At 70.1% G+C, this 26,329-nt stretch carries 24 protein-coding genes; 13 read left to right on the forward strand and 11 right to left on the reverse strand.

Going from position 1 to position 26,329, the window contains the following annotated elements; genetic code table 11:
• The first annotated feature begins 27 nt into the window (after positions 1-27).
• Positions 28-978, forward strand: a complete 951-nt coding sequence (locus EDD92_RS29495; protein WP_123967136.1) for a DeoR/GlpR family DNA-binding transcription regulator — start codon at positions 28-30, stop codon at positions 976-978.
• Between the two features lie 143 nt (positions 979-1,121).
• Here EDD92_RS29495 and EDD92_RS29500 read toward each other — a convergent pair whose 3' ends face one another.
• Together EDD92_RS29500 and EDD92_RS29505 are read right to left on the reverse strand one after the other, a co-directional pair.
• Positions 1,122-1,742 (reverse strand): TetR/AcrR family transcriptional regulator, encoded by a 621-nt coding sequence (locus tag EDD92_RS29500; RefSeq protein ID WP_123967137.1) that lies wholly within the window; start codon positions 1,740-1,742, stop codon positions 1,122-1,124.
• Positions 1,743-1,977: 235 nt separating this feature from the next.
• Entirely contained in the window at positions 1,978-3,750 is a 1,773-nt protein-coding gene (locus EDD92_RS29505) for a biotin carboxylase N-terminal domain-containing protein (protein WP_123967138.1), read from the reverse strand.
• Between the two features lie 384 nt (positions 3,751-4,134).
• Between EDD92_RS29505 and EDD92_RS29510 the strand changes: the two genes are divergently transcribed.
• On the forward strand, positions 4,135-4,665 hold the full coding sequence (locus tag EDD92_RS29510; protein ID WP_123967139.1) for a hypothetical protein: 531 nt from the start codon (positions 4,135-4,137) through the stop codon (positions 4,663-4,665).
• Here the strand turns inward: EDD92_RS29510 and EDD92_RS29515 are convergent.
• The 4 genes from EDD92_RS29515 to EDD92_RS29525 form a co-directional block, all read right to left on the reverse strand.
• Positions 4,634-5,254 (reverse strand): nucleoside triphosphate pyrophosphatase, encoded by a 621-nt coding sequence (locus EDD92_RS29515; protein WP_123967140.1) that lies wholly within the window; start codon positions 5,252-5,254, stop codon positions 4,634-4,636. The genes EDD92_RS29510 and EDD92_RS29515 overlap by 32 nt on opposite strands.
• Before the next feature lie 60 nt (positions 5,255-5,314).
• A complete protein-coding gene (gene mmpB, locus EDD92_RS51395) occupies positions 5,315-5,443 on the reverse strand; it encodes a morphogenic membrane protein MmpB (RefSeq protein WP_099930981.1) in 129 nt (42 codons plus the stop codon).
• A gap of 235 nt (positions 5,444-5,678) precedes the next feature.
• Positions 5,679-5,888 carry an acyl-CoA carboxylase subunit epsilon gene (locus EDD92_RS29520; protein ID WP_123967141.1) on the reverse strand — a complete coding sequence of 70 codons (210 nt, stop codon included), beginning with the start codon at positions 5,886-5,888 and terminating at the stop codon, positions 5,679-5,681.
• 8 nt (positions 5,889-5,896) lie between these two features.
• Positions 5,897-7,489, reverse strand: a complete 1,593-nt coding sequence (locus EDD92_RS29525) for an acyl-CoA carboxylase subunit beta (RefSeq protein WP_123967142.1) — start codon at positions 7,487-7,489, stop codon at positions 5,897-5,899.
• A gap of 111 nt (positions 7,490-7,600) precedes the next feature.
• Here EDD92_RS29525 and EDD92_RS29530 point away from each other — a divergent pair, with 111 nt between their 5' ends.
• Both EDD92_RS29530 and EDD92_RS29535 read left to right on the forward strand, forming a co-directional pair.
• Positions 7,601-8,461 carry a biotin--[acetyl-CoA-carboxylase] ligase gene (locus EDD92_RS29530; RefSeq protein ID WP_123967143.1) on the forward strand — a complete coding sequence of 287 codons (861 nt, stop codon included), beginning with the start codon at positions 7,601-7,603 and terminating at the stop codon, positions 8,459-8,461.
• Positions 8,462-8,583: 122 nt separating this feature from the next.
• Positions 8,584-9,699: an adenylate/guanylate cyclase domain-containing protein gene (locus tag EDD92_RS29535; protein WP_123967144.1), complete on the forward strand. Its 1,116-nt coding sequence runs from the start codon at positions 8,584-8,586 to the stop codon at positions 9,697-9,699.
• A 143-nt stretch (positions 9,700-9,842) separates the two neighbouring features.
• On the opposite strand, the gene EDD92_RS29540 is transcribed toward EDD92_RS29535, so the two are convergent.
• Positions 9,843-10,391 carry a hypothetical protein gene (locus tag EDD92_RS29540; protein ID WP_260326827.1) on the reverse strand — a complete coding sequence of 183 codons (549 nt, stop codon included), beginning with the start codon at positions 10,389-10,391 and terminating at the stop codon, positions 9,843-9,845.
• 174 nt (positions 10,392-10,565) lie between these two features.
• Here EDD92_RS29540 and EDD92_RS29545 point away from each other — a divergent pair, with 174 nt between their 5' ends.
• From EDD92_RS29545 to hutH, 3 genes are all read left to right on the forward strand, one after another.
• Positions 10,566-11,375, forward strand: coding sequence for an enoyl-CoA hydratase/isomerase family protein (locus EDD92_RS29545; RefSeq protein WP_123967145.1), 810 nt, complete (start codon positions 10,566-10,568; stop codon positions 11,373-11,375).
• Positions 11,376-11,575: 200 nt separating this feature from the next.
• Positions 11,576-12,724: a GGDEF domain-containing protein gene (locus tag EDD92_RS29550; RefSeq protein ID WP_123967146.1), complete on the forward strand. Its 1,149-nt coding sequence runs from the start codon at positions 11,576-11,578 to the stop codon at positions 12,722-12,724.
• A 210-nt stretch (positions 12,725-12,934) separates the two neighbouring features.
• A complete protein-coding gene (gene hutH, locus EDD92_RS29555; protein WP_123970608.1) occupies positions 12,935-14,473 on the forward strand; it encodes a histidine ammonia-lyase in 1,539 nt (512 codons plus the stop codon).
• Between the two features lie 60 nt (positions 14,474-14,533).
• On the opposite strand, the gene EDD92_RS29560 is transcribed toward hutH, so the two are convergent.
• Both EDD92_RS29560 and EDD92_RS29565 read right to left on the reverse strand, forming a co-directional pair.
• Positions 14,534-15,346 (reverse strand): hypothetical protein, encoded by an 813-nt coding sequence (locus EDD92_RS29560; RefSeq protein ID WP_260326828.1) that lies wholly within the window; start codon positions 15,344-15,346, stop codon positions 14,534-14,536.
• Between the two features lie 42 nt (positions 15,347-15,388).
• A complete protein-coding gene (locus EDD92_RS29565; protein WP_030929859.1) occupies positions 15,389-15,703 on the reverse strand; it encodes a hypothetical protein in 315 nt (104 codons plus the stop codon).
• 109 nt (positions 15,704-15,812) lie between these two features.
• On the opposite strand from EDD92_RS29565, the gene EDD92_RS29570 reads away from it, so the two are divergent.
• Complete coding sequence (locus tag EDD92_RS29570) at positions 15,813-16,157, forward strand: hypothetical protein (RefSeq protein ID WP_123967147.1); 345 nt, start codon at positions 15,813-15,815, stop codon at positions 16,155-16,157.
• Positions 16,158-16,361: 204 nt separating this feature from the next.
• Positions 16,362-17,609 carry an Ig-like domain-containing protein gene (locus tag EDD92_RS29575; protein ID WP_260326829.1) on the forward strand — a complete coding sequence of 416 codons (1,248 nt, stop codon included), beginning with the start codon at positions 16,362-16,364 and terminating at the stop codon, positions 17,607-17,609.
• An 86-nt stretch (positions 17,610-17,695) separates the two neighbouring features.
• On the opposite strand, the gene EDD92_RS29580 is transcribed toward EDD92_RS29575, so the two are convergent.
• Positions 17,696-18,235, reverse strand: a complete 540-nt coding sequence (locus EDD92_RS29580; RefSeq protein ID WP_123967149.1) for a hypothetical protein — start codon at positions 18,233-18,235, stop codon at positions 17,696-17,698.
• A gap of 134 nt (positions 18,236-18,369) precedes the next feature.
• Here EDD92_RS29580 and EDD92_RS29585 point away from each other — a divergent pair, with 134 nt between their 5' ends.
• The 4 genes from EDD92_RS29585 to EDD92_RS29600 all read left to right on the forward strand — a co-directional run bounded on the left by EDD92_RS29585 (position 18,370) and on the right by EDD92_RS29600 (position 25,103).
• The gene (locus EDD92_RS29585; protein WP_123967150.1) at positions 18,370-19,827 is read left to right on the forward strand and encodes an ABC transporter permease; all 1,458 of its coding nucleotides are present in this window, start codon (positions 18,370-18,372) and stop codon (positions 19,825-19,827) included.
• A gap of 241 nt (positions 19,828-20,068) precedes the next feature.
• A complete protein-coding gene (locus tag EDD92_RS29590; protein WP_123967151.1) occupies positions 20,069-20,752 on the forward strand; it encodes an ABC transporter ATP-binding protein in 684 nt (227 codons plus the stop codon).
• A gap of 212 nt (positions 20,753-20,964) precedes the next feature.
• Positions 20,965-24,252 (forward strand): S8 family peptidase, encoded by a 3,288-nt coding sequence (locus EDD92_RS29595; RefSeq protein WP_260326830.1) that lies wholly within the window; start codon positions 20,965-20,967, stop codon positions 24,250-24,252.
• Positions 24,253-24,332: 80 nt separating this feature from the next.
• Positions 24,333-25,103 (forward strand): group II truncated hemoglobin, encoded by a 771-nt coding sequence (locus EDD92_RS29600; RefSeq protein WP_123967152.1) that lies wholly within the window; start codon positions 24,333-24,335, stop codon positions 25,101-25,103.
• 184 nt (positions 25,104-25,287) lie between these two features.
• Here the strand turns inward: EDD92_RS29600 and EDD92_RS29605 are convergent, their stop codons facing one another.
• Positions 25,288-26,199 (reverse strand): helix-turn-helix domain-containing protein, encoded by a 912-nt coding sequence (locus tag EDD92_RS29605; protein WP_123967153.1) that lies wholly within the window; start codon positions 26,197-26,199, stop codon positions 25,288-25,290.
• Positions 26,200-26,329: the final 130 nt, after the last annotated feature.

Below are 26,329 nucleotides of genomic sequence, written 5' to 3' on the forward strand. Positions count from 1 at the left end.
ACGGTCGTTGGGGTTACTGTCAGTTTCGTGTTCGCTGCAGAACGTCGCCAATTGATCCTCGAAATGGTGCGAGCGAACGGGGCCGTGTCGCTCCGTGAGCTCGCCCGCGTCGTCCAGACCTCCGAAGTGACCGTACGGCGGGACGTGCGCGCACTGGAGGCAGAAGGACTCCTCGACCGCCGGCATGGCGGTGCGGTACTGCCGGGCGGGTTCACGCGGGAGTCCGGCTTTCCGCAGAAGTCACATCTCGCGACCGCCGAGAAGACGGCCATCGCCGACCTCGCTGCCAACTTCGTGGAAGAGGGCGAGGCCATCGTGGTCGGGGCGGGTACCACCACACAGGAGCTGGCCCGTCGGCTCGCGCGAATCCCCGGACTGACCGTCGTCACCAACTCCCTGCTGGTCGCCCAGGCGTTGGCCCATGCCAACCGCGTGGAGGTCGTGATGACCGGCGGCACTTTGCGCGGCTCCAACTACGCCCTGGTGGGCAGTGGCGCCGAGCAGTCCCTGCAGGGGTTGCGGGTGTCCCGTGCCTTCCTGTCCGGGAGCGGGCTCACCGCCGAGCGCGGGCTGTCCACGTCCAACATGCTGTCGGCGTCCGTCGACCGGGCGCTGGTGCAGGCGGCCGCGGAGGTCGTCGTGCTCGCCGATCACACCAAGCTCGGTACGGACACGATGTTCCAGACCGTGCCGACGGATGTGATCACCCGGCTGGTGACCGATGAGCCGCCGGCGCATGACGACCGGGCCGGCACCGAGTTGCAGGCTCTTGCCGATCAGGGCGTGCAGATTGCCGTGGCCGGGGCCTCGGGGAATTCGGGCGGTGAATCCGTCCCCCCGAGGGGGCCGCGTCGGGACGTCGCCCTGCCGGGGCCGCGGCGCGGGCAGCCGGGGTCCGGCCTTCGGACGGCGGCCGTGCTTGATTCCTCCGGGGTTGAGCGGGAGCGGGCTCGGGTGGCGGATTTGCGGCGGCGTTAGGCTCATTGCCTGTTCGCCGTAGGGGTTCGCATTGTCGGGCGACTGCGGGTTCGTTGTGGCTTGTCGCGCCCACGCGGCGGAGCCGCATATCGATACAGCCCCGCGCCCCTAGAGGGGCGCTGCCCTGAGGGCGGGTATATCTCTCAACCGGTCTTCAGGCCCCGAAGGGTGAGGGTCAGCAAGCGGTCTGCCAGTTGTGGGTCTGCTGGTGATTCCTCCGCTGCCAGGGCGATTGCGTTGGTCAGTTGGAGGAGGTCGGTGATGGTGACGTCCTTGCGGACCTTGCCTGACTGTTGAGCGCGGTCGAGCAGGGCGGCGCCCGCCTCGCGCATCGGGCCGCTGCAGTTGGCCAGCGGTGAGGTGTTGTCGGAGGAGACGGACATGAGGGCCAGGGCCAGGCCGCGGTACTCGCCGGCGTGGGTGACGATCTCGCGGAGCCAGGTCACCAGGGCCGTGCACGGCTCGGGGGCGCCCAGGAGTTCGTGGGAGCGGTCCAGGAGGTCGCTCACCGCTTCCTCGAAGACGGCGCTCAACAGGGCATGACGGTTGGGGAAGTGGCGGTACAGGGTGCCGATCCCGACGCCCGCGCGCCGGGCCACGTCCTCCAGGGACGCGTCCGTGCCGTGCGCGGCGAAGGCGGCGCGGGCCTCGGTGAGCAGCCGTTCGTAGTTGCGGCGGGCGTCGGCACGCATGACGCGCGGGGGCGCCGGCGTCACCTCTGAGCCGCCGTTCGCCGCAGTCCCCGCCGATGTCGTGCCCACCATGCCTCCCACCTGCCCTCGCGCGCGCCCCCGTCTGGCTCCAGCATGCCATCGAGGATGCGCGACCGGGCGGACCGGACCGTCCGCGGGCCGTGGCCCACCGACGCGGGAGCCGGGGAACGGGCGAAAAACGAGGCGCCCGGCGGACTGACTGCTCCAGTCCGCCGGGCGCCTCGGGATGTCGTACGGGACGACCGTGCCGTGTCAGTGCTACATCTCGGTCAGCGCTTGCTCCCGGTCAGTCCTTGATCTCGCAGATCGCGGCGCCGGAGCTGATGGACGCGCCGACCTCCGCGCCCAGGCCCTTGATGGTGCCGGACTTGTGGGCGTTCAGCGGCTGTTCCATCTTCATCGCCTCGAGGACGACGACCAGGTCGCCCTCCTTGACCTCCTGGCCCTCCTCGACGGCGACCTTGACGATCGTGCCCTGCATCGGCGAGGCGAGGGTGTCGCCGGAGGCCACCGGGCCGGACTTCTTGGCGGCGCGGCGCTTCGGCTTGGCGCCGGCCGCGAGGCCGGTGCGGGCCAGGGACATGCCCAGCGAGGACGGCAGGGAGACCTCGAGGCGCTTGCCGCCGACCTCGACGACGATCGTCTCGCGGTCCGCGTCCTCCTCGGCCTCGGCCTCGGCCGGGGCGGCGAAGGCGGGGATCTCGTTGACGAACTCGGTCTCGATCCAGCGGGTGTGGACCGTGAACGGCTCGGCGCTGCCGGTGAGTTCGGGGGCGAAGGCCGGGTCCTTGACCACCGCGCGGTGGAACGGGATCGCGGTCGCCATGCCCTCGACCTGGAACTCCTCCAGCGCGCGGGCGGCACGCTGCAGGGCCTGCTCACGGGTGGCGCCCGTGACGATCAGCTTGGCGAGCAGGGAGTCCCAGGCCGGGCCGATCACCGAGCCGGACTCGACGCCCGCGTCCAGGCGGACGCCCGGGCCGGACGGCGGGGCGAAGGTGGTGACGGTGCCGGGGGCCGGGAGGAAGTTGCGGCCCGGATCCTCGCCGTTGATGCGGAACTCGAAGGAATGGCCACGCAGTTCGGGGTCGCCGTAGCCGAGTTCCTCGCCGTCGGCGATGCGGAACATCTCGCGGACCAGGTCGATGCCGGCGACCTCCTCGGTGACCGGGTGCTCGACCTGGAGGCGGGTGTTGACCTCGAGGAAGGAGATCGTCCCGTCGACGCCGACGAGGAACTCCACGGTGCCGGCGCCGACGTAGCCGGCCTCCTTGAGGATGGCCTTGGAGGAGGAGTACAGCTCCTCGACCTGCGCGTCCGAGAGGAACGGCGCCGGGGCCTCCTCGACCAGCTTCTGGTGGCGGCGCTGCAGCGAGCAGTCACGGGTGGAGACGACGACCACGTTGCCGTGCTGGTCGGCCAGGCACTGGGTCTCCACGTGCCGCGGCTTGTCCAGGTAGCGCTCGACGAAGCACTCGCCGCGGCCGAAGGCGGCCACGGCCTCACGGACCGCGGACTCGTAGAGCTCGGGCACCTCTTCGAGGGTGCGGGCGACCTTCAGGCCGCGGCCGCCACCGCCGAAGGCGGCCTTGATGGCGATCGGCAGGCCGTGCTCCTCGGCGAAGGCGACGACCTCGTCCGCACCGGAAACCGGGTCGGGCGTGCCGGCCACCAGCGGGGCGCCGGCCCGCTGGGCGATGTGCCGGGCGGCGACCTTGTCACCCAGGTCGCGGATGGCCTGCGGCGGCGGGCCGATCCAGATCAGCCCGGCGTCCAGGACCGCCTGCGCGAAGTCGGCGTTCTCGGAGAGGAAGCCGTATCCGGGGTGGATGGCGTCCGCGCCGGATTCGCTCGCCGCGTTCAGGATCTTGTCGATCACCAGGTAACTGGTCGCCGGGGTGTCACCGCCCAGGGCGAACGCCTCGTCCGCGGCGCGGACATGCAGAGCGTCGCGGTCCGGGTCCGCGTAGACGGCCACGCTCGCGATCCCGGCGTCCCGGCAGGCCCGGGCCACGCGGACAGCGATTTCGCCACGGTTGGCGATGAGCACCTTGCGCACGATTGAGGCTCCCTCCTTGAAACAAGCCGAGTTTAGGGACTGGCTACACGGCACTACGACCCGTCCCCAGTGGTGAGCTTGCCCACACGGAGCGTGATGCGAGGCTTGCTCGACCCGCGAAATCCCTTGTCGCACCTCGGTACGCAGGACTCCTCCCGGAAACCCTAGCTCTCCCATGTGGTCAAGGTCTCTGTGAGAGCGTGCTGCGGGCCACTCGGTTTCTTTGTGGAGTCCCTACGAATGGCCCAACGAATCTTTGCCGCCCGCAGAACCCTTGTCCCGGGGTTTACCCGTTAGTAGCGTTCGCGATGTCTAGTACGCAGTCGAGACAGCAGCATCCTTGGCCGACCCGCTCGGGCGGCAGTCGAGAGTGGGTGGGGACCGGTGGTGCGCAGACCGGTGGCGTGGGTCGTGGCGGTCGTGCTCTTCGTGGAGGCGTTCGGCGTCGCGGCGCTGAACTGGTTCCTGGGGATCGTCGTCGGCCGGCAGGACATGTCGCTGGCGGGCCTCGACCCCGACACGATGTCGGCGTCGTCGAAGATCGGCGGCATCGTCTTCGGCCTCTACTACGCCCTGTGCGGCCTCGTCGCGCTCCTCGTGGCGGTCCGCAACCGCCCGCCGGCCGGCTTCGGGCGCATCCTGCTGATCAGCGCCGCGGTCGTGCACGGGCTGCTGGGGGCGTTCGTGTGGGGGCTGGTGGGCTGGACCGCGTTCCTGTTCATGGTGGTCGTGCTCGCCCTCATCGTGCTGCTTCTGATGACGTACGACAGCCCGGCCGAACCCACCGACGCGGTCCCGCCCGCGGCACCCGGTCCCGAGAACGACGGCGGCACTGACGACGGGGGCAGGGACGGCGGCAGCAAGGACGAAGGGGGTTCCCCCGTCACATCTCCGCCGGCGCCCACAACTCCGTGATGCCGACGCCCAGCTGGGCGAGCAGCCGGCGGACCAGGGGCAGGCTGATGCCGATCACATTGCCGTGGTCGCCGTCGATTCCCTCGATGAACGGCGCGCTGCGGCCGTCGAGCGTGAACGCGCCCGCGACGTGGAGGGGTTCGCCCGAGGCGACGTAGGCGGCGATCTCCTCGTCCGTGGGGTCGCCGAAGCGGACGACGGTGGAGGCGGTGCCGGACGCGTACCGCTTGTTGGCCGTGTCCCAGACGCAGTGCCCCGTCTGCAGGATGCCCGCCCGGCCGCGCATCGACTTCCAGCGGGCCGTCGCCTCCTCGGCGTCCGCGGGCTTGCCCAGGGCCTCACCGTCCAGCTCCAGGACGGAGTCGCAGCCGATCACCAGAGCGCCGTGTGCCTCCGGCCTGGCGGCGACGACGGAAGCCTTGGCCTCCGCCAGGGCGAGGGCGAGTTCGGACGGGGTGGGGGCGGTCACGGCGTCCTCGTCCACACCGCTGACGATCACCTCCGGTGTGAGGCCTGCCTGGCGCAGGAGGTTCAGCCGGGCGGGGGACTGGGAGGCGAGGATGAGGCGGCGGCGGGGCGCGTCTGTCATGCGGTCAGGGTAGCCGCGAGCGCCACGTGGCGGAGCCGCAGATCGATGCAGCGGCGGGGATCACCTCAGGCCGATCACGATCATCGCGAGGATCATGGCCAACGCCATGAGGAGGCCGAGCCGCCGCAGCATCTCCTGCATGTCGCGGAGTTCTTTGGGCGGCTCGTTCTCAGGGTCGGACCACAACATACGTCCAGCGTGCGCTGGGCTGGAGGCGTGCGCCTGAGTACGGGTACTCAGGTTTGGGGCCCGCAGCGGTTCGGTTTTGGCTGCGGGCCCGGTGGGGGCTTGTCGCGCCCACGCGGCGGAGCCGCAAATCGATACAGCCCCGCGCCCCTGAACGCGCAGTTCCCCGCGCCCCTGAAGGCGGGCGGCCCGGCGCCCCTGAAGATGCGCGGTTTCTCGCGCCCCTGAAGAGCTCTGCTCAGCCCGGCCAGTAGGTGCGGGTCCATGCCGTCGGGCCTGGCTGGGGCAGGCGGTGGGAGGCGATCCTGGCCGGGTCGGACCAGGAGTCCCTGTCTCGTTTCGCGCCCGGCGGGATGGAGGCTTCCGCCGCGGCGCGGGCGCGGACCACCGCCAGGGCGGCGGCCAGCTCCTCCGGGGTCGGGTTGCCCCGTACGACCTTGATCGTCATGGCGGCTCCTAGAGGGGGATGTTGCCGTGCTTCTTCGGAGGCAGGGATTCCCGCTTGGTGCGCAGCTGACGCAGGCCGCGGACGACGTGCCGGCGCGTCTCGGACGGCATGATCACCGAGTCGATGTAGCCGCGCTCGGCCGCGATGTAGGGGTTGAGGAGGGCGTCCTCGTACTCCTGGATCAGACGGGCGCGAGTGGCCTCCACGTCTCCGGCGGCCTCCGCCTCCGCGATGGTGCGGCGGTGCAGGATGTTGACCGCGCCCTGGGCGCCCATGACGGCGATCTGGGCGGTCGGCCAGGCGAGGTTGATGTCCGCGCCGAGGTGCTTGGAGCCCATGACGTCGTAGGCACCGCCGAAGGCCTTGCGGGTGATCACCGTGATCAGCGGGACGGTCGCCTCGGCGTAGGCGTAGATCAGCTTGGCGCCGCGGCGGATGATGCCGGTGTGCTCCTGGTCGACGCCCGGGAGGAAGCCCGGCACGTCGACGAATGTGATCACCGGGATGTTGAAGGCGTCGCAGGTACGCACGAAGCGCGCCGCCTTCTCGCTCGCGTCGATGTCGAGGCAGCCCGCGAACTGCATGGGCTGGTTGGCGACGATGCCGACCGGGTGGCCCTCCACCCGCCCGAACCCGGTGAGGATGTTCGGCGCGAACAGCGGCTGCGTCTCGAAGAACTCGGCGTCGTCCAGGACGTGTTCGATCACCGTGTGCATGTCGTACGGCTGGTTCGCGCTGTCCGGCACGATCGTGTCCAGCTCGAGGTCCTCGGCGGTGACCGCCAGGTCCGCCTCCTCGGCGAAGACCGGGGCCTCGGAGAGGTTGTTGGACGGCAGGTACGACAGCAGCTGCTTGACGTACTCGATGGCGTCCTTCTCGTCGCCGGCCATGTGATGGGCCACGCCGGACGCGGAGTTGTGGGTGCGGGCGCCGCCCAGCTCCTCGAAGCCGACGTCCTCGCCGGTGACCGTCTTGATGACGTCCGGGCCGGTGATGAACATGTGCGAGGTCTGGTCGACCATGACCGTGAAGTCGGTGATCGCGGGGGAGTAGACCGCGCCGCCCGCGCAGGGGCCGACGACCAGGGAGATCTGCGGGATGACACCGCTCGCGTGCGTGTTGCGGCGGAAGATCTCGCCGTAGGCGCCGAGCGAGGCGACGCCTTCCTGGATGCGGGCGCCGCCGGAGTCGTTGATGCCGATGACCGGACAGCCGGTCTTCAGCGCGAAGTCCATGACCTTGACGATCTTCTGGCCGTAGACCTCGCCCAGCGCGCCGCCGAAGACGGTGAAATCCTGGGAGAAGACCGCGACGGGGCGGCCGTCGACGGTGCCGTAACCGGTCACCACGCCATCCCCGTACGGGCGGTTCTGCTCAAGCCCGAAGTTCGTCGACCGGTGCCGGGCGAACTCGTCCAGCTCGACGAAGGAACCCTCGTCGAGCAGCAGCTCGATCCGCTCACGGGCCGTCAACTTGCCCTTGGCGTGCTGTTTTTCGACGGCGCGTGCGGAGCCGGCGTGCGTCGCTTCCTCGATACGACGCTGGAGATCCGCGAGCTTGCCCGCGGTGGTGTGGATATCGATCTCTTCCGGCTCGGACATCGGGATCGCGGCTCCCTGCCTGCTCAAAAGGGGGGACGGTTACTCATCCGTAGAGTAGTGGGGGCGCTACGAATCAGCAGTGCGGCGTTTCACACACCTAGGGTGGCTTGCATGACGCCGCGAGATGCTTCAGACGACAGCCGCTGGTCCGACCTGGACCGGCCTCCGCTCAACGCCGCCGCGCTGCGTCGCGGGCTCGTGCAGGAGAGCGGGCTGTGGCGCGAGGTGGAGGTGGTGCAGAGCACCGGCTCCACCAACTCCGACCTGGTCGCCCTGGCGGGCGCGGGCAAGGCGGGCGAGGGGTACGTCCTCGTGGCCGAGGAGCAGACCTCCGGGCGGGGCCGCCTGGACCGCCAGTGGACGGCACCGGCCCGTTCCGGCCTCTTCTTCTCCGTGCTGCTGAAACCGGCCGAGGTGCCGGTCGCCCGCTGGGGCTGGCTGCCGCTGCTCACCGGGGTCGCCGTGGCGACCGGACTGTCCCGCTCGGCGGGCGTCGACACGGCACTCAAGTGGCCCAACGACCTGCTTGTTTCCATCGGCGGCGAGGAACGCAAGGCCGGCGGCATCCTCGCCGAGCGGGCCGGGGACGACGGGGTCGTCATCGGAGTGGGCATCAATGTCACGCTGCGGGAGGGTGAACTGCCGGTGCCGACGGCCGGTTCGCTGGCGCTGGCGGGGGCGGTGAGCACGGACCGCGATCCCCTGCTCAGGGCTGTGCTGCGCTCCCTGGAGGAGTGGTACGGCCGCTGGCGCGAGGCGGGCGGCGATCCGTCGGCGAGCGACCTGCAGGAGACGTACGCGGCGGGCTGCGCGACGCTGGGCAGGACGGTGCGGGCGGAGCTGCCGGGGGACCGGTCGATCACCGGGGAGGCGGTGGCGGTCGACGGCGACGGAAGGCTGGTGATCGCGACGGAGGACGGGGTTCAGGAGCCGGTGGGTGCCGGGGACATCGTGCACCTGAGGCCCCTCTGACCGAGGGTGGATGCACGGCTGCCTGCAGCTGTGCACGACTCCCGGGAGTGAGCTAGGGCACACCTGCCGTACAGTTGAGGCCGGTCGATACCTGACCGTGGCAGATCGGAAGGGCAGCAGGCGTGACCGTCGACGACACGGGCTCCGGCACGGGCGCGGACGGCCGGGTGGACCCCCATGCCGCCGATCCCGGCGAGGACCCGCTCGCCCTGCGTCTGGAACACCTGATCCTCGGCGCGGAGCGACGCTACACCCCCTTTCAGGCGGCTCGCAGTGCGGGCGTCTCGGTGGAGCTGGCCACCCGCTTCTGGCGGGCCATGGGCTTCGCCGACATCGGGCAGGCCAAGGCGCTCACCGAGGCCGACGTACTCGCGCTGCGCCGCCTGTCCGGCCTCGTCGAGGCCGGGCTGCTGAGCGAGGCGATGGCGGTGCAGGTGGCCCGCTCCACCGGCCAGACCACGGCCCGCCTCGCCGAGTGGCAGATCGACTCCTTCCTGGAGGGCCTGACCGAGCCCCCGGAACCCGGGATGACGCGCACCGAGGTGACGTACCCGATCGTCGAACTGCTCCTGCCCGAGCTGGAGGAGTTCCTCGTCTACGTCTGGCGGCGCCAGCTCGCCGCCTCGGCCGGGCGGGTCGTGCAGGCCGCCGACGACGAGGAGATGGTCGACCGGCGCCTGGCCGTCGGCTTCGCGGACCTGGTCGGCTTCACCCGCCTCACCCGCCGTATGGAGGAGGAGGAACTCGGCGAACTCGTCGAGGCCTTCGAGACCACCGCCGCCGACCTGGTCGCCGCGCACGGCGGCCGGCTGGTCAAGACGCTGGGCGACGAAGTGCTCTACGCGGCCGACGACGCCGGGATCGCCGCCGAGATCGCGCTGCGTCTCATAGAGACCATGGCGCACGACGAGACGATGCCGGAACTGCGCGTCGGCATCGCCTTCGGCACGGTGACCACTCGTATGGGCGATGTCTTCGGTACGACGGTGAACCTCGCCTCCCGGCTGACGTCCATAGCTCCTCGCGATGCCGTCCTCGTCGACACCGACTTCGCGCAGGAGCTCATTCGCACCGGGGAGGCACCGGCCTCCGAGGCCGAGGCGGCCGAAGCCGCCGCGGCGGCGGAGAAGGAGGGCGAGGAGCCTCCGGTGTACCGGTTTGCTCTGCAGCCGATGTGGCAGCGGCCGGTGCGGGGGCTTGGTGTGGTGGAGCCGTGGCTCCTCACGCGGCGGGGTTAGCGCCCCGCCGGGTATGCCGTTCTGCGGCCTCCGCCGCGGGGGCGGTAGGCGCATCTTTCGGCTGCGGATTCGTTGTGGCTGGTCGCGCCCACGCGGCGGAGCCGCATATCGATACAGACCCGCGCCCCTTTGGGGCGCGGCTCTCAGCCGGTGGTGAGTGGGTCCACGCACAGGCCGATTGCCGGTACGCACAGTTCGGTCTCGCTCGGCTTCGGGGCGGGTGAGGGTGTGGTCGGAGTCGGTCGGGGGGTGGAGGCCGTCGGTGTGGGCGGCTGGTTGGTGGCCGCGGGCGCCGGGGTATTCGGGGCGACCGGGATGGTCGTGGTGCCGGGGGTGGTCGGGAGGCCCGGCGACGTGGTTGCGGTGTGCAGGGGGACGGGGCTCGTAAGTAGGGCCGGTGTCGTGCTTTCCCCGCCCATTGCGGAGGTCGATGACGGGCTCACCCGGGGTGCGGCCGCGACGGCGGCGACGGCATGGTCCGATGCGTCGGCGGTGGTATCGGTGCCAGGGTCCTGACGTGCCTCGGCCTCCGCGGTGCCGACCCCGCTGCTGCCTGAATCGGGTGCCATCCGTACGAGGCTCAGCGCGCCGGCGGCCAGCGCCAGCCCGCCCACCGCGAACAGCACCTTGCGCGGGCGGGGCCTGCGATGGCGGCCGCGCCTCACCGATGTCTCCGCCGTCACCGTCATCATGTCCCCTCCCCCTTGCGCCCGCGCTCCCCTGTGCGCCGTCGCGGACGCACCGTATGCGCTCCCGTGGGCGGTGTGGCGGGAGTTGGGCGGGATGTCACCCGAACGGGGACAACGGAACAGAACCCTGCAATGATCGGGCCGACGGTTGTTAACCCGCGTTAACTGGAGGGTGTCATGGGCGAGGAGCGGTTCGGCGAGTTCGTGGTGGTGCGGCGGCACGGCGACGGGGATGTCGGGCATGTCGCGGAGCTCGTCCTCGACCGGCCCAAGGCCATGAACGCCGTGTCGAGCGAGATGGCGCGGTCGATCGCCGGGGCCTGCACGGCGCTCGCCGCGGACCGTGACGTACGGGTGGTCGTGGTGACGTCCACGCACGAGCGGGCGTTCTGCGTCGGGGCGGACCTCAAGGAGCGGAACTCCTTCACCGACGCCGATCTGCTCCGGCAGCGGCCGGTCGCCCGGGCCGCGTACACCGGGGTCCTGGAGCTGCCGGTGCCGACGATCGCGGCGGTGCACGGGTTCGCCCTGGGCGGGGGCTTCGAGCTGGCGCTGTCGTGCGACCTGATCGTGGCCGACCGTACGGCCGTGGTGGGGCTGCCGGAGGTGTCCGTGGGCGTCATCCCGGGCGGCGGCGGTACGCAGCTGCTGCCGCGGCGGGTGGGGGCCGCGCGGGCGGCCGAGCTCATCTTCACCGCACGGCGTCTGCAGGCCGCGGAGGCACGGGAGTTGGGGCTCGTGGACGAGCTGGTGGAGGAGGGCCGGGACCGTGAGGCGGCACTGGACCTGGCCGCACGCATCGCCGCGAACTCGCCGGTCGGCCTGCGGGCCGCCAAGCGCGCGCTGCGCCTCGGCCACGGGCTCGACCTGCGGGCCGGTCTGGAGGTCGAGGATGCGGCGTGGCGGTCGGTGGCGTTCTCGGGGGACCGGGCGGAGGGCGTGGCGGCGTTCAATGAGAAGCGGAAGCCGGAGTGGCCGGGGGAGTAGCTCCTTGTGAGCGCCGGTCGGGTCTTTGTTTTTCAGCCCGTCGTGGGGGTCCCCCCGCTCGAGCGAAGCCGAGAGTGGGGGAGTTTGAGGACGAGGCCGTCCAGGCCGACACGGGCGTCTGGGGGCGGAGCCCCAGAGGTCGGTCACCCCACCGCCGCACCAATCTGCCGAAACCCCCAAAACCTCCCTAACCTGGAGTAATGGGTGAGGACAAACGGCTCGCAGCAGTCGTCGCGCTGGCGCAGGGCATGGCGGCAGCCCACGGCTCGCGCGAGGCGTGGCGGGCGGCGGCGGCCGGGGGGTGCCGTGCGCTGGGCGGGAGCTTCGCCGCGTTGTCGGTGTGGGAGCGGGAGCTCGGCCGGCTGCGGGTCCTCGCGAACGTGGGGGAGCGGACCGAGGGGGAGGAGGAGTTCCCGGAGGACGAGTCGTACCCCGTGCACCAGTTCCCCGAGATCACCGAGTTCCTGCACGAGCGATGGGCCGGCGGCGGCGAGCCCGACGCCTGGGTCGAGACGGCGCACGGTCCCGCGGCGGGCGGCCGCCCCGGTTACGTCCACCAGCGCGTCGCCGCCCTGCGCCGCCGGGGCCGCGGGTGCTGTGTCGTCGCCCCGATCGTGCTGCACGGGCGCGCGTGGGGCGAGCTCTATGTCGCCCGCCCTGCAGGTGCTCCCGTCTTCGACCGGGGAGACGCCGACTTCGCCACCGTGCTGGCCGCCGTCGTCGCCGCCGGGATCGCCCAGGCCGAGCGGCTGGAGGAGGTGAGGCGGCTCGCCTACACCGACGCTCTCACCGGCCTCGCCAACCGCCGTGCCGTCGATGCGAAGCTGGACGAGGCCGTCGAGCGGCACCGCGCGGACGGCACGGTCGTCAGCCTCGTCGTCTGCGACCTCAACGGCCTCAAGCGCGTCAACGACACCCAGGGGCACGCCGTCGGCGACCGCCTCCTGGAGCGTTTCAGCTCCGTCCTCTCCCTGTGCGGCGCGATGCTCCCCGGCACGCTCGCGGCCCGCCTCGGCGGCGACGAGTTCTGTCTGCTGTCCGTCGGCCCGTCCGCCGACGAGGCCGTGAAGGCGGCCGACGAACTCTGCCGCCGCGCCGCCGAGTTGGAGCTCGGCGACGGGGTCGCCTGCGGGGTCGCTTCCACTGAGGATCCCATCGGGCCCGTGCGGTCCGCCCGGCGGCTGTTCCGGCTGGCGGACGCCGCGCAGTACCGGGCCAAGGCGCTCCGCGCGAGCACTCCCGTGGTGGCGGGGCGGGCGGGGCCCGACGACCCGGTCGTGCGGTTGGCCGACGAGCCGTCGCCGCAGGTTGCCGCGGAGCGGCGGCGGTTCCGGGGGCGGCCGGGGTGACGCTGGGGGCTCCGCCCCCAGGCCCCCGTATCGGCCCGAACGGCCTCGTCCTCAAACTCCCCCACTCTCGGCTTCGCTCGAGCGGGGGGACCCCCACGACGGGCTGAGGGATGCCGGCCGGCGCATTACAAGTGACCCATGCGTAAGGGGCGTACCCGCAACCCGGTAGTGACATCTTCGTCTTCACTGCGTACGCTCCTGAATATGGATATGCACACTGTGGTGGTGGGGACGTCCGGGGTGACCGCGTCCGACGTTCTCGCCGTGGCGCGCGGCGGCGCCCGGGTCGAGCTCTCCGCGGAGGCGGTGGCGGCCCTTGCCGCCGCCCGGGAGATCGTGGAGGCGCTGGCGGCCAAGCCCGAGCCGGTCTACGGCGTCAGCACCGGCTTCGGTGCCCTGGCGACCCGGCACATCAGCCCGGAACTCCGCGCTCAGCTGCAGCGCAACATCGTCCGCTCGCACGCCGCCGGCCTCGGGCCGCGGGTGGAGCGGGAAGTCGTACGGGCCCTGATGTTCCTGCGGCTCAAGACCGTCTGCTCGGGGCACACGGGCGTGCGGCCCGAGGTCGCGCAGACCATGGCCGACGTGCTCAACGCCGGGATCACCCCGGTCGTGCACGAGTACGGCTCGCTCGGCTGCTCCGGCGACCTCGCGCCCCTGTCCCACTGCGCCCTCACGCTCATGGGCGAGGGAGAGGCGGAAGGACCGGACGGTGCCGTCCGCCCGGCCGGCGAGCTGCTGGCCGAGCACGGGATCGCCCCCGTCGAACTGCGGGAGAAGGAGGGCCTCGCCCTCCTCAACGGCACCGACGGCATGCTCGGCATGCTGGTCATGGCCCTCGCCGACCTGGACGCCCTCTACAAGTCGGCCGACATCACGGCCGCCCTGTCGCTGGAGGCGCTGCTCGGGACGGACAAGGTCCTTGCCCCCGAGCTGCACGCCATCCGTCCGCACCCGGGGCAGGGTGCCTCCGCCGCCAACATGCTGGCCGTGCTGAAGGGTTCGGAGCTCACCGGGCACCACCAGGACGACGCGCCGCGCGTCCAGGACGCCTACTCGGTGCGCTGCGCCCCGCAGGTCGCCGGTGCCGGACGGGACACCATGGCGCACGCCCGGCTCGTCGCCGAGCGCGAGCTGGCGTCGGCCGTGGACAACCCCGTCGTGCTGCCCGACGGGCGGGTGGAGTCCAACGGCAACTTCCACGGTGCCCCGGTGGCGTACGTCCTGGACTTCCTCGCCATCGCCGCCGCGGATCTCGCCTCGATCGCCGAGCGGCGCACCGACCGGCTGCTCGACAAGAACCGCAGCCACGGTCTGCCGCCGTTCCTGGCCGACGACGCGGGTGTCGACTCGGGGCTGATGATCGCCCAGTACACGCAGGCCGCGCTGGTCAGCGAGATGAAGCGGCTGGCCGTACCGGCGTCCGCGGACTCGATCCCCTCCTCCGCCATGCAGGAGGACCACGTCTCCATGGGCTGGTCGGCCGCCCGCAAGCTGCGTACGGCCGTCGACAACCTCACGCGCGTGGTCGCCATCGAGCTGTACGCCGCCACCCGCGCGATCGAACTGCGCGAGGGCCTGGCCCCGGCGCCCGCCTCGCAGGCCGCCATCACGGCCGCACGGAAGGCGGGGGTCCAGGGCCCGGGTCCGGACCGGTTCCTCGCGCCCGACCTGGCCGCCGCGGACGCGTTCGTGCGCGACGGGCGTCTGGTCGCCGCGGTCGAGCGTGTGACGGGACCGCTCGCCTGACCGCTCCTGTTGGTACGAGGGCCGCCGCTGTTTCCCCCCGGCGGCGGCCCTCCCTGCACGTCAGCTCCGTGCGAGCTTGGCCGCCTGCGCCTTGACGATCTCGGCGGGGACGCTGTACTTGCCCCCCTTGCCGGCCAGGGCCGCCAGGCTGATCGAGTAGTAGGTGGCGATCGTGGAGCCGTGCCGCACCACCTCGCCGTGCACCGTCGTCGTGTCGCCCTCGGTCTTGCCGGTCACGGCGAACGCCACCGACTCGTCACCGCTTCCGGAGGACTTCTCCTCGGCGACCTTCGTGAACTTCTGGGTGTCCTGGCCCTTGGCCGAGATGGTGAAGCCGTTCGCGCAGCCGCTCACCGCGTCCGACACCGACTTCATCGTGTCCTGGGCACCCCCGCCGTCGTACGAGGACAGCGAGACGATCGTCAACTTGGACTCCAGGACGTCCTGGAGGCCGTTCATCGCGGCGTCGAGGTCCTCGTCCGAGGTGCCCGTGGGCGTGGGCTCGTCGTTCTTCTCCGTGGCCATCCGGTTGACGTACGCGCTCGTGTCGCCCGGTGCGAACCCGGTGAGGACGTAGGCGAGCGGCGCGCACTTGGCGTCGGCCACCGTCACCTGGTCCTTGGAGGCGGCGAACTTGCCGCCGGTGTCCGCGGACTTGACGTCGTAGCCGTCGAGGTCCGCCCCGCTGATGATGAGCTTCTTCAGCTCGGCCGCGCTGAACGCCTTCGCGGCCGCAGTCGACGAGGAGGACGAGTCCGTGGAGCCGGAGCCCTTGGAGTCTCCGGAATTCCCGCCGCAACCCGTGATGAGGGCGAGCGACAGCACGCTCACGGCAACCGTGGAGCCCGCGCGCACCCTCGATGATCTCTTCATGGGCGGACTATGAGGTCCGAGTCAAGGAAGCGTCAAGTGAATTCAAAAGCCGAGGCGTTCCCGGCGCACCGAATACGCCACGAACCCGGCGCCGATGCCAAGGAAGAGAGTGCCGCCGACGACGTAGGGGGTGGTGTCGGGGCTTCCCGTGTCGGCGAGTTGGGCCTGGGGGCCGGAGCTGTCCGTGGACTCCGAGACGGCCCGTGCCTGCGCTGTGACCTGCGAGGTCGGGGCCGTCGACGAGGCTGTTCTCGCCGGTTCTTCCCCGGTCGCCTTGGCGGAGGGAACGAACCACAGGGCGCACAGGACGGTGCCTGCGGCGGTGGCGGTCAGCAACGGACGACGAGCGGATGACACGGAATATCGATCCCCTTGTGGCGCTGGCGAATTGGCCGTGTGGGGCGATGTTAGTGAAAGGCGCGGGTCACAGGAAAGTCACGGGAGCCCCGGGCCTTACGCTCCGGGCATGAACACTGAAGAGACATCACGTTTTGTCCGCCTTCGGGTGGAACTCGTCCTCGAAATTGAAGACCCCGGCGCACTGACCAAGGCGGCGCTGCGGCGACTCGCCGCCGAAACCGACATGCCGGCCGATGAGCGGGTGCACGCCGAGGGGGCTGTGACGGAAGACACGGCGGAGGCCCTGGCCTCTCTCGTCGACCCGTTCGACCTGGTGAGCGAGGTGCCGGGGGTCGACCTCGCGCAGGCCTCCTGGTCGAGCGAGCCCATCGACTACGACCCCGATTCGCCGGATTGGGACCTGGACGAGGATGATGTCGACGAAGACGAGGGGGCCGACGGCGTCTCCTGAGCGGCTTGGGAAAACGTGACCCCGGGTGGCAATCGCCGTCCGGGGTTTTTTCGTCCCGAGCCCCGCACCAAACGCCTCGGCGGACGTGGCGTGCCCCACACCTACGGGATATGTGGAACGGGACCAACCGGTCGTAGCGTTGAAGTTCGTTAACGGGGACTCTCGGGGTTTTTTGGGGATACGGCAACGATGGAGAAGCGTGTGATGACGAACAGTAAGCGGCGCAAGGGCCTGGCGGCCGCGTCCGCGCTGCTCGGCGGGGTTCTGGTGCTCTCGGCGTGCTCGGGCGGCAGCGACAAGGCCTCCGGCGGGAACAACGACACCTCGCAGGCCAAGGCCGACGAGGCGGCGGCCAAGAAGCCGTCCGAGGCCGACATCAAGATCACGCCCAAGGACGGCTCCGACAACGCCTCCATCAACAACTCCGCGGCCGTCACCGTCAGCAAGGGCACGCTCACGGGCGTGACCATGACGACCGAGAGCGGCACCGCCGTCGCCGGCACGCTCTCCGCCGACAAGACCAGCTGGAAGCCGAACGCCCAGCTGGAGCGCTCGACCACCTACAAGGTCGCGGCGGTGGCGAAGGACTCCGAGGGTCGCGTCGCGCACGAGAACGCCTCGTTCACCACGGTCGCTCCGGCCAACAGCTTCATAGGCACCTTCACGCCGGACGACGGCACCACCGTCGGCGTGGGTATGCCGGTGTCGATCAACTTCGACAAGGCGATCGCCAACAAGGCCGCGGTCCAGAAGGGCATCACGGTCTCCTCCAGCAGCGGCCAGGAGGTCGTCGGACACTGGTTCGGCGCCAACCGCCTCGACTTCCGCCCGGAGAACTACTGGAAGGAGAACTCCACCGTCACGCTGAAGCTCGCGCTCGACGGTGTCGAGGGCGCCTCCGGGGTCTACGGCGTGCAGCAGAAGACGGTCACCTTCCACATCGGCCGCAACCAGGTCTCGTACGTCGACGCCAAGACCAAGCAGATGAAGGTCACGCAGGACGGCAAGACGATCAAGACCATCCCGATCTCGGCCGGTTCGCCGGAGCACACGACGTACAACGGCGTCATGGTGATGTCCGAGAAGTACAAGCAGACGCGGATGAACGGCACGACCGTCGGCTTCACGGACAACGACGGCAAGGCCGAGTACGACATCAAGGACGTGCCGCACGCCATCCGCCTCACCAACTCCGGCACCTTCCTGCACGGCAACTACTGGGGCGCGAAGTCCATCTTCGGCTCCGTGAACACCAGCCACGGCTGTGTGGGCCTCTCGGACACCAAGGGCGCCAACGACACGGGCACGGCCGGCTACTGGATGTACACCCACTCGATCGTCGGCGACGTCGTGGTCATCTCCAACACCGGCGACAAGACGGTCCAGCCGGACAACGGCCTCAACGGCTGGAACCTCAGCTGGGCGGACTGGAAGGCCGGTTCGGCGGTCTGATCCCGCAACTTGGTTGAGCCTCGCTCGATTTCACTGACACAAGGCGGCCGCCCTCAGGGCGGCCGCCTTTGTGTTGCCGACGCACCTCAAGCGCGGCACCCGAGTTGTGCGTCGAGCTGGGCGGCGGTCTTGGGGCCGTCGTACGTCCAATAGCGTCCCTCGGGGAGATGGGCGGCCCTGACCTTGCGGAGGTCGAAGGCGTCTCCCGTGCCGTCCCCGTCCGTGTATGTGACGGAGACATCGAGGTTCGTCGGCAAGCGGGCCGGTGGTGTCCGTGGAGCCGCCTTCCGGAAGTCGTCCGCCTTCCAGAGCGTCAGCGAGCCCCGGATCCCCTCGGGCGTCTTCGGACCGTGGGCCCGCCAGAGCAGCCCCTCGGAGTCGCTGTCGTACACCTCGACCATGGTCACCTCGTCCGTGGGGCAGGTGGGAGCCTTGACCGAGATGCGGGAGCCGTCGACCCGGATGCCGAACAGGAGGGACGTGGCCGGGTCGGACATGCTGTAGGCGCCGTACACCCACAGGCCGGCGGCGGCGAGGACCGCCAGGCCGCACACCGTGCCGAGCAGCACAACGGGCCACACCGGCCGTCTTCGGTATGGGTACTGGTATGCGTATCGGTGCTGCACGCGGCGAGTCTGACACCCGGCTCCGCCTTCTGACAGCCCCGTGCGGGCTCACTCCTGGCCTGCGGACAGCCTTCTCATGCAGCTCTTATGCCGGGCTTATCGAGTCATCACGGGGCTTCCCTAGCTTGCGGCGCATGTTCTTCACCTACCTGAGGCGCGAACTGCGCCGCCGCAGAAAGGCGGCCCTCGTCGTCGCCTCCGGTCTTGCCCTCGGCATCGCGCTCGTCATCGTGGTCAGCTCCGTGTCGTCCGGCATGGGCAAGGCGCAGGACAAGGTCCTCCAGTCGCTGTACGGGCTGGGCACGGACATGACGGTCACCAAGGCGGCGACGCCGACCGCGAGCAACTCCCAGCGTCCGCGCTTCCAGTTCGACGCGCGGGGCAACGACGACGACTCGACGCAGAGCAGCGACCGGGTCCTGGTGCAGGGCTTCACGACCCTGGCCTCCTCGACCGTCACCAAGGTCGGGGACCAGAAGGGCGTCTCGTCCGCAGTGGGCGGACTGAGCCTCAACGTGGTGAAGGTCAACGGCCGGTTCACCCGAGGGCAGTTCCAGCAGAACCAGAACTCCGGCAACGGTCAGGGGGGTCGTGGGGCGGGCGGCGGCACCGGGCAGGCGCAGGGCGAAGTCCAGGGCGGCGGCGCCAACTTCGACATCAACCAGTACACGGTGTACGGCACCGACGTCACCAAGACCGCGCTCGGCCCGCTGACCTCGTCGAAGATCACCAGCGGCCGTACCTTCAAGGCGACCGAGACCGACGCCGAGGTCGTCGTGGCGGACTCCGCGTACGCCAAGGAGAAGAAGTACGAGGTCGGTTCGACCGTCACCATCAAGAGCGTCAAGTTCAAGGTGATCGGCATCGCCACCGCGGACAGCGGTGACGCGGCGGCCAACCTGTACATCCCGCTGAAGCAGGCACAGACGCTGGCCGGCGAGAAGAACAAGGTCACCACGGTCTACGTCAAGGCGACCGACTCCCAGCAGATCGACTCCGTCAAGTCGACCATCCAGAAGAACGTCTCGGGTACGACGGTCACGACGTCGGCCGACCTTGCGAAGACGGTCTCCGGGTCGCTGTCCACGGCGTCGTCCCTGGCGGCCAACGTCGGCAAGTGGCTGTCGATCGCGGTGCTGGTGGCTGCGTTCCTGGTGGCGGGTCTGCTGACGTCCTCTGCTGTCTCGCGGCGCGTGCGGGAGTTCGGCACGCTGAAGGCGCTGGGGTGGAAGTCGGGGCGGGTGACGCGGCAGGTCGTCGGTGAGGCCATGGTCAACGGTCTGGTCGGCGGCGCGCTCGGCATCGGGCTCGGTCTGGCGGGGGCGTACGTCGTGACCGCCATCAGCCCCACTCTGCAGGCGCAGTTGGGCGGCGGCGGTACGGGCGGGCCCGGGGGTCCTGGGGGCGGCTTCGGTGGGCCCGGGCGACGGGCGGCGAAGACGCTGGAGGTTGCGCTGACGGCACCGGTGAACCTTACGACCATTGCGCTGGCGGTGGCCCTGGCGGTTGCGGGGGGTCTGATCGCGGGGGCGTTCGGCGGCTGGCGGGCGTCGCGACTGCGGCCGGCGGATGCACTCAGGCGCGTCGAGTAGCTGACGTCGGCTGCGCTGGGGCAGGGCGGTGTGCTCGGCCCGCGCTTGCGGGGTGCCGCTCTCTTTGGGACGGGTGCCGCCCCTAGCGGCACGACTGCCCGCAGCTGCGGCGGACGGCGGCATACGACTGGCCGCGGCTGCAGCGGCTTTCAAGGGGCGCGGGGAACTGCGCGACCGGCCCCCACTCACCCGCAGCCGAAAAGCAACCCGCACCACCCCCGAACCGATCCCAGGAGCCCCCATGTACGAACTGAGAAACCTCACCAAGCGCTACACCCGAGGCAAGGACACCGTCCACGCCCTCGACGGCGTCGACCTCTCCATCGCCGACGGCGACCGGCTGGTCATCCAGGGCCCCACCGGCGGCGGCAAGTCCACCCTCCTCCAGATGCTCGGCGGTCTGGACCGCCCCACCTCCGGCGAAGTCGTCCTCGACGGCACCGACCTGGCCAGGCTCTCCGAGGCCAAGCTCACCAAGGTCCGCAGCGAGAACATCGGCTTCGTCTTCCAGTCCTTCAACCTGATCCCGACCCTCACCGCCCAGGAGAACGTCGAGACCGCTCTCGTACCCCTCGGAGTGAAGGTGAAGGAGCGGCGCGAGCGGGCTGCCGAGGCGCTGACCTCGGTCGGTCTCGGCGAGCGGCTGGGGCACCTGCCCGGCGAGATGTCCGGAGGACAGCAGCAGCGCGTCGCCATAGCCAGAGCACTCGTCAAACAGCCGAAGGTGCTGCTCGCCGACGAACCCACCGGAAATCTCGACGAGTCGATGCGCGACGAGATCATGGAGGTGCTGGAGCGCATGTGGAAGGAGCTCGGGCTGACCTTCATCATGGTCACCCACGACTCCGCGATCGCGAGGAAGGCCCCGCGGCTGGCGACGATCCGCAAGGGCAAGCTCACCGTCAAGGAGAACGCGGGCGCGTAACTACGCGGAACGGTAACGGCCTTGGGACCGGCTCGTAACAGTGCTCAGGCCCGCCTCTTACCTTCCTCTCATCTATTGAGGTCCCTGATCACCCCCCGGCATACTGCGTATCCCGGGGGGTGCATGCGTTCATGTGTGCGGGACCGCCCCCGGCCGGGTGACAGGGGAAAGCACCCGGTACTTCATCTCCAGGGGGAGACTTGCGCAGACAAGTGAAAAGAGCATGCGCGGCCACCGTTGCCACGGCGGCCGCCGTGGCCCTTGCGGCGGGTATGACCAGCCCGGCGTCCGCGAAGCCGGAGCAGTCGACGACTGCTCCGCAGACTCAGCTCACGTCCAAGCACCGCATCACCCTGATCACCGGCGACCGCGTGGTCGTCGACTCCAAGGGCCGTGTCGTCGGCCTGGAGCGGGCGAAGGGACGCGAGCACATACCCGTTCAGTTCCGCAAGGCCGACGGGCACACTCTCGTCGTACCGGCGGACGCGGCCCGGCTGGTCGCCACCGGCAAGCTCGACCAGCGGCTGTTCGACATCACCGAGCTCAACAAGTCCGCGACCCGCAAGTCCCAGGCCAAGGGACTGAAGGTCATCGTCGGCTACCAGGGCGCGGCAACCGGAGCGAAGGCCGACGTCCGTGACGCGGGCACGCTCCGCAGGACCCTCAAGTCCCTGAACGCGGACGCCGTTCAGACCCCGCAGAAGGAAACGCCCGAGCTGTGGGACGCCGTCACCAACGGCGGCAGGACCGCCTCGGGCATCGCGCACGTCTGGCTCGACGGCACCCGCAAGGCCAGCCTCGACAAGTCCGTCCCGCAGATCGGCGCACCGAAGGCATGGGCCGCCGGCTACGACGGCAAGGGTGTCAAGATCGCCGTACTGGACACCGGTGTCGACGCGACCCACCCGGACCTGGCGACCCAGGTCGTCGAGTCCAAGAACTTCTCCACCGCCGCCGACGCCACCGACCACTTCGGGCACGGCACGCACGTCGCGTCGATCGCGGCGGGCACCGGCGCCAAGTCGGGCGGCAAGTACAAGGGCGTCGCGCCCGGCGCGAAGATCCTCAACGGCAAGGTCCTCGACGACAGCGGCTCCGGTGACGACTCCGGCATCCTCGCCGGCATGGAGTGGGCGGCCGAGCAGGGCGCCGACGTCGTGAACCTCAGCCTCGGCGGCCAGGACGCGCCCGGCATCGACCCGCTCGAGGCCGAGGTCAACAAGCTGTCCGAGCAGAAGGGCATCCTCTTCGCGATCGCCGCGGGCAACGCCGGCCCGGAGTCGATCGGCTCGCCCGGCAGCGCCGAGGACGCGCTCACCGTCGGCGCTGTCGACGACCACGACAAGCTGGCCGAATTCTCCTCGACCGGCCCGACCGTCGACGGCACCATCAAGCCGGACGTCACCGCGCCCGGCGTGGACATCACGGCGGCCGCGGCCAAGGGCAGCGTCATCGACCAGGAGGTCGGCGAGAACCCGCCCGGCTACCTGACCATCTCGGGTACGTCGATGGCGACGCCGCATGTCGCGGGCGCGGCGGCGATCCTCAAGCAGGAGCACCCGGACTGGAAGTTCAGTGAGCTCAAGGGCGCGCTGACCGGTTCCGCGAAGGGCGGCAAGTACACGGCGTTCCAGCAGGGTGCGGGCCGTATCGCCGTCGACAAGGCCATCAAGCAGACGGTGATCGCCGACCCGGTGTCGGTGAGCTTCGGTGTGCAGCAGTGGCCGCACACCGACGACAAGCCGGTCACCAAGAAGGTGACGTACCGCAACCTCGGTACGAAGGACGTCACGCTCAACCTGTCCGCCGCTGCCACGAACCCCAAGGGTCAGGCGGCCCCGGCGGGCTTCTTCAAGCTCGGTGCGACGAAGGTGACCGTCCCGGCGGGCGGCAAGGCCTCCGTCAACCTGACGGTCAACACCAAGCTGGGCGGCACGCTCGACGGCGCGTACTCCGCGTACGTGACGGCGACGGGCGGCGGCCAGAGTGTGCGGACCGCGGCCGGTGTGCAGCGCGAGGTCCAGTCGTACAGCGTGACGTTCAAGCACATCGGGCGTGACGGGCAGCCGACCGGAAACTACAACGACATCCTGCTCGGCTACTCGGGCCTGGCGGAGGGCCGCGGCTACCCGGTGACCGTCTCGGACTCCGGTACGACGACCATGCGCCTGCCCAAGGGCGACTACCTGCTGGACGCCTGGATCGCGAAGGACTTCGTGCACTTCGAGGGCGGCCTCGACTGGCTCGTCCAGCCGAAGCTGAGCGTCACCAAGAACACCACGGTGACGATCGACGCCCGCAGGACGAGGGCGGCCGACATCACGGTGCCGGACGCGCAGGCCAAGCAGCAGCTCGGGATGATCAGCTACAGCTATGACCCCGCGGGCGGCTTCGGCTTCGGCCTGAAGTCCTTCGCCGACGTGCGCATGGCGCCGCTGGGCGGCGAGGTCACGGGCCTGCACCAGACCTGGAACGGCCAGTGGACCAAGGGCGACGACGCCGAGTACGACGTGGCCACCACCGCCAAGGTCAAGAAGATCCAGGGCGACAAGGTCCGCCACTTCAAGGCGAGCGAGCTCGCCACGGTGAAGAACAACCTCGGTTCGGGAGCCCCCGGGAAGACCGGTGTCCTGCTGCCCATCGGGCTGTTCCCCGAGGACGCCGTCTTCGCGGACGGCGTGGAGCAGAAGCTGCCGGGTGCGCGCACGCTGTACCTGTCGACGTCCGACAAGATCCAGTGGACGTGGGACTTCGTGCAGATCAAGGGCCATGACGCGAGCGGTCTCCCGATCCCGGAGGCCTCCTCCACGCTCGGCGACCCGCAGACCTTCAAGGCGGGTCAGAAGTACACGAAGACCTTCAACACGGCGGTCTTCGGCCCGCACCTGAACAAGTACTTCGGGCTCTTCCGCGACGGCAACAGCATCTACGGCTCCCTGCCGCTGTTCACCGACGGGGCAGGGCACGCCGGCTCCTCGGACCTCACCGCGGTCGCCACGACCCTGTACCGCAACGGCACCAAGGTCGGCTCCAACGACGACCCGCTGTTCGGTGAGAAGGAGTTCAAGGTCCCGTCCGGCGAGGCCGAGTACAAGCTGACGACGTCCGTGAAGCGCAGCGTCATGGTCGCGGAGGCCTCGACCCGCATCGACGCGAGCTGGACGTTCCGCTCGAAGAAGACCTCCGACCTGGCGACCCTGCCCGCGTCCACGGTCCGCTTCAACGCGGCCACCGGCCTGGACAACAAGGTGGAGGCCGGCAAGACGGTGTCGATCCCGGTCACCGTCGAGGGCGCCGCCAAGGGCAGCAACCTCAAGTCGCTGTCCGTGTACGTGTCGTACGACTACGGCCAGACCTGGACGAAGCTCGACGTCGTGGGCGGCAAGATCAAGGTGAAGAACCCGGAGAAGGGGAAGGCCATCTCCTTCCACGCCAAGATCACCGACAAGAAGAACAACAAGTCGACGATCTCGATCTACAACGCGTACTACGCGAAGTGAGCCGCAGGTTCGCTGAGCGCTGAGCAAACCGCCCGCCGGAAGTACAGCTTCCGGCGGGCGGTCCGTGTTTCCGTGGGCGCATGACCACACAGACCGTCGAGTACATCCGCTACCGCATCCCGGAAGACCGCTCGGCGGAGTTCCTCGCCGCCTACACGCGAGCCGCGGTCCAGCTGGCTGCGGCACCGCAGTGCGTGGACTACGAACTCGCGCGCTGCGAGGAGGACTTCGAGCACTACGTCCTGCGCATCACCTGGACGTCGACCGAGGACCACATGGAGGGTTTCCGCAGCTCGGACCTGTTCCCCGACTTCCTCGCGGAGATCCGCCCGTACGTGGAGAACATCGAGGAGATGCGCCACTACAAGCCGACGACGGTACGAGGCACGGGCTCGTCGGTGCCGACGCTGTACGACTGGGCCGGTGGCGCCGAGGCCTTCTCCCGTCTGACGTCGGTCTTCTACGACAAGGTCCTCAAGGACGACCTCCTCGCCCCGCTCTTCGCCGACCTCGCCCCCGACCACGCCGAGCACGTCGCCCTCTGGCTCGGCGAGGTCTTCGGCGGCCCCGCCACCTACTCCCTGACCCAGGGCGGCCACGGCCACATGGTCACCAAGCACTTCGGCAAACACATCACCGAGCCGCAGCGCCGCCGCTGGGTCAACCTCATCCAGGACGCCGCGGACGACGCAGGACTCCCGACAGATGCCGAGTTCCGGTCGGCGTTCGTGGCGTATGTGGAGTGGGGAACGCGGCTCGCCGTCTATTTCTCGAGCCCGGATGCCAAGCCACCGGCGGAGCAGCCGGTGCCGAGGTGGAGCTGGGGGAGCATGCCGCCGTACCGGGGATGAGGGGTTTTCTCTCGGGGGCGAGGGTCCCTTTTCAGCACCGGCCGGTATCACTCAGCCCGTCATGGGGGTCCCCCGCTCGAGCGAAGCCGAGAGCGGGGGAGTTTGAGGACGAGGCCGTTCAGGCCGAAAGCGGGGGTCTGGGGGCGGAGCCCCCAGCAGGGGTGCGCCGACGCCGGGCAACGGTTCAGGCGGACGGCGCCGAATGCCCCGCCCGAGTAGCGTCAGCGCCCCAACTGGCCAGCAACCGCAACGCCTCCGCCGACGCAGACCCCGGCTCGGCGTGGTACGTCGTCAGCGCCTGACCGTCGTCGTCGGCCGACCGGAACGACTCGAAGCTGAGCGTCAGGTCACCGACCAGAGGATGGTGCAGACGCTTGACGCCGTACCCCTTCTCCTTGACGTCGTGCGTGGCCCACAGCCGCCTGAACTCCTCGCTCTTCACGGAGAGTTCGCCCACCAGGGCGGACAGCCGCGGGTCGTCCGGGTAGCAGCCCGCGTCCATCCGCAGGTAGCTCACGACGTCGCTGGCCTTCTGCTCCCAGTCGAAGAACAGCTCCCGGTACTCCGGCCTCAGGAACACCAGCCGCGCCCAGTTCCGCTCCTGCGCCGGCAGCTCCCCCCAGTCGCCGAAGACGGCCGCGGCCATCCCGTTCCACGCGAGGATGTCCGAACGCCGCCCGGAGATGTACGCGGGCACCCCGTCCATCGAGTCCAGCAGCTGCCGCAGCGCGCCCCGCACCTGCTGCGACCGCGCCGCCGGCTTCTTCTTGTGCTGCTTCGGCTTCGCGAGGTGCGTGAGGTGGGCATGCTCGGCGTCCGTCAGCCTGAGCGCCCGCGCGATGGCGTCGAGCACCTCCGCCGACACGTTCCGCCCGTTGCCCTGCTCGAGCCGCGTGTAGTACGCCACCGAGACGCCCGCCAGCTGCGCCAGCTCCTCGCGGCGCAGCCCGGGCACCCGCCGGTGCCGGCCGAAGTCCGGCAGCCCCACGTCCTCCGGCTTCAGGCGGGCGCGCCGGGTGCGCAGGAACTCGCTGAGCTCGGCACGCCGGTCCAGAGCCCCGGCGGGCTCGTGTACGGCATCGGGCTGTTCGTCCATGTCTCAAGTATTCACTGTCGTACGCACACCATCCTGACCCCGCCAGTGGTAGGCACAGTGGGCGTATGCAGAAGCGTGGCCTGGGTGAAGTCCGTACGGTCCGGCATGCTGAGCAACATGCCCGGTCAGA

It is taken from the genome of Streptomyces sp. TLI_185 (genome assembly GCF_003814765.1).
Taxonomy (GTDB): domain Bacteria; phylum Actinomycetota; class Actinomycetes; order Streptomycetales; family Streptomycetaceae; genus Streptomyces.

Bases quoted from the DNA above. Each gene is read 5' to 3' on its own strand.
- EDD92_RS29500 (WP_123967137.1), bottom strand. From the start codon at position 1,742: ATGGTGGGCACGACATCGGCGGGGACTGCGGCGAACGGCGGCTCAGAG.
- EDD92_RS29515 (WP_123967140.1), bottom strand. From the start codon at position 5,254: ATGACAGACGCGCCCCGCCGCCGCCTCATCCTCGCCTCCCAGTCCCCC.
- mmpB (WP_099930981.1), bottom strand. From the start codon at position 5,443: ATGTTGTGGTCCGACCCTGAGAACGAGCCGCCCAAAGAACTCCGCGAC.
- EDD92_RS29520 (WP_123967141.1), bottom strand. From the start codon at position 5,888: ATGACGATCAAGGTCGTACGGGGCAACCCGACCCCGGAGGAGCTGGCC.
- EDD92_RS29525 (WP_123967142.1), bottom strand. From the start codon at position 7,489: ATGTCCGAGCCGGAAGAGATCGATATCCACACCACCGCGGGCAAGCTC.
- EDD92_RS29530 (WP_123967143.1), top strand. From the start codon at position 7,601: ATGACGCCGCGAGATGCTTCAGACGACAGCCGCTGGTCCGACCTGGAC.
- EDD92_RS29540 (WP_260326827.1), bottom strand. From the start codon at position 10,391: ATGATGACGGTGACGGCGGAGACATCGGTGAGGCGCGGCCGCCATCGC.
- EDD92_RS29545 (WP_123967145.1), top strand. From the start codon at position 10,566: ATGGGCGAGGAGCGGTTCGGCGAGTTCGTGGTGGTGCGGCGGCACGGC.
- EDD92_RS29550 (WP_123967146.1), top strand. From the start codon at position 11,576: ATGGGTGAGGACAAACGGCTCGCAGCAGTCGTCGCGCTGGCGCAGGGC.
- hutH (WP_123970608.1), top strand. From the start codon at position 12,935: ATGCACACTGTGGTGGTGGGGACGTCCGGGGTGACCGCGTCCGACGTT.
- EDD92_RS29560 (WP_260326828.1), bottom strand. From the start codon at position 15,346: ATGAAGAGATCATCGAGGGTGCGCGCGGGCTCCACGGTTGCCGTGAGC.
- EDD92_RS29570 (WP_123967147.1), top strand. From the start codon at position 15,813: ATGAACACTGAAGAGACATCACGTTTTGTCCGCCTTCGGGTGGAACTC.
- EDD92_RS29575 (WP_260326829.1), top strand. From the start codon at position 16,362: ATGACGAACAGTAAGCGGCGCAAGGGCCTGGCGGCCGCGTCCGCGCTG.
- EDD92_RS29585 (WP_123967150.1), top strand. From the start codon at position 18,370: ATGTTCTTCACCTACCTGAGGCGCGAACTGCGCCGCCGCAGAAAGGCG.
- EDD92_RS29590 (WP_123967151.1), top strand. From the start codon at position 20,069: ATGTACGAACTGAGAAACCTCACCAAGCGCTACACCCGAGGCAAGGAC.
- EDD92_RS29600 (WP_123967152.1), top strand. From the start codon at position 24,333: ATGACCACACAGACCGTCGAGTACATCCGCTACCGCATCCCGGAAGAC.
- EDD92_RS29605 (WP_123967153.1), bottom strand. From the start codon at position 26,199: ATGGACGAACAGCCCGATGCCGTACACGAGCCCGCCGGGGCTCTGGAC.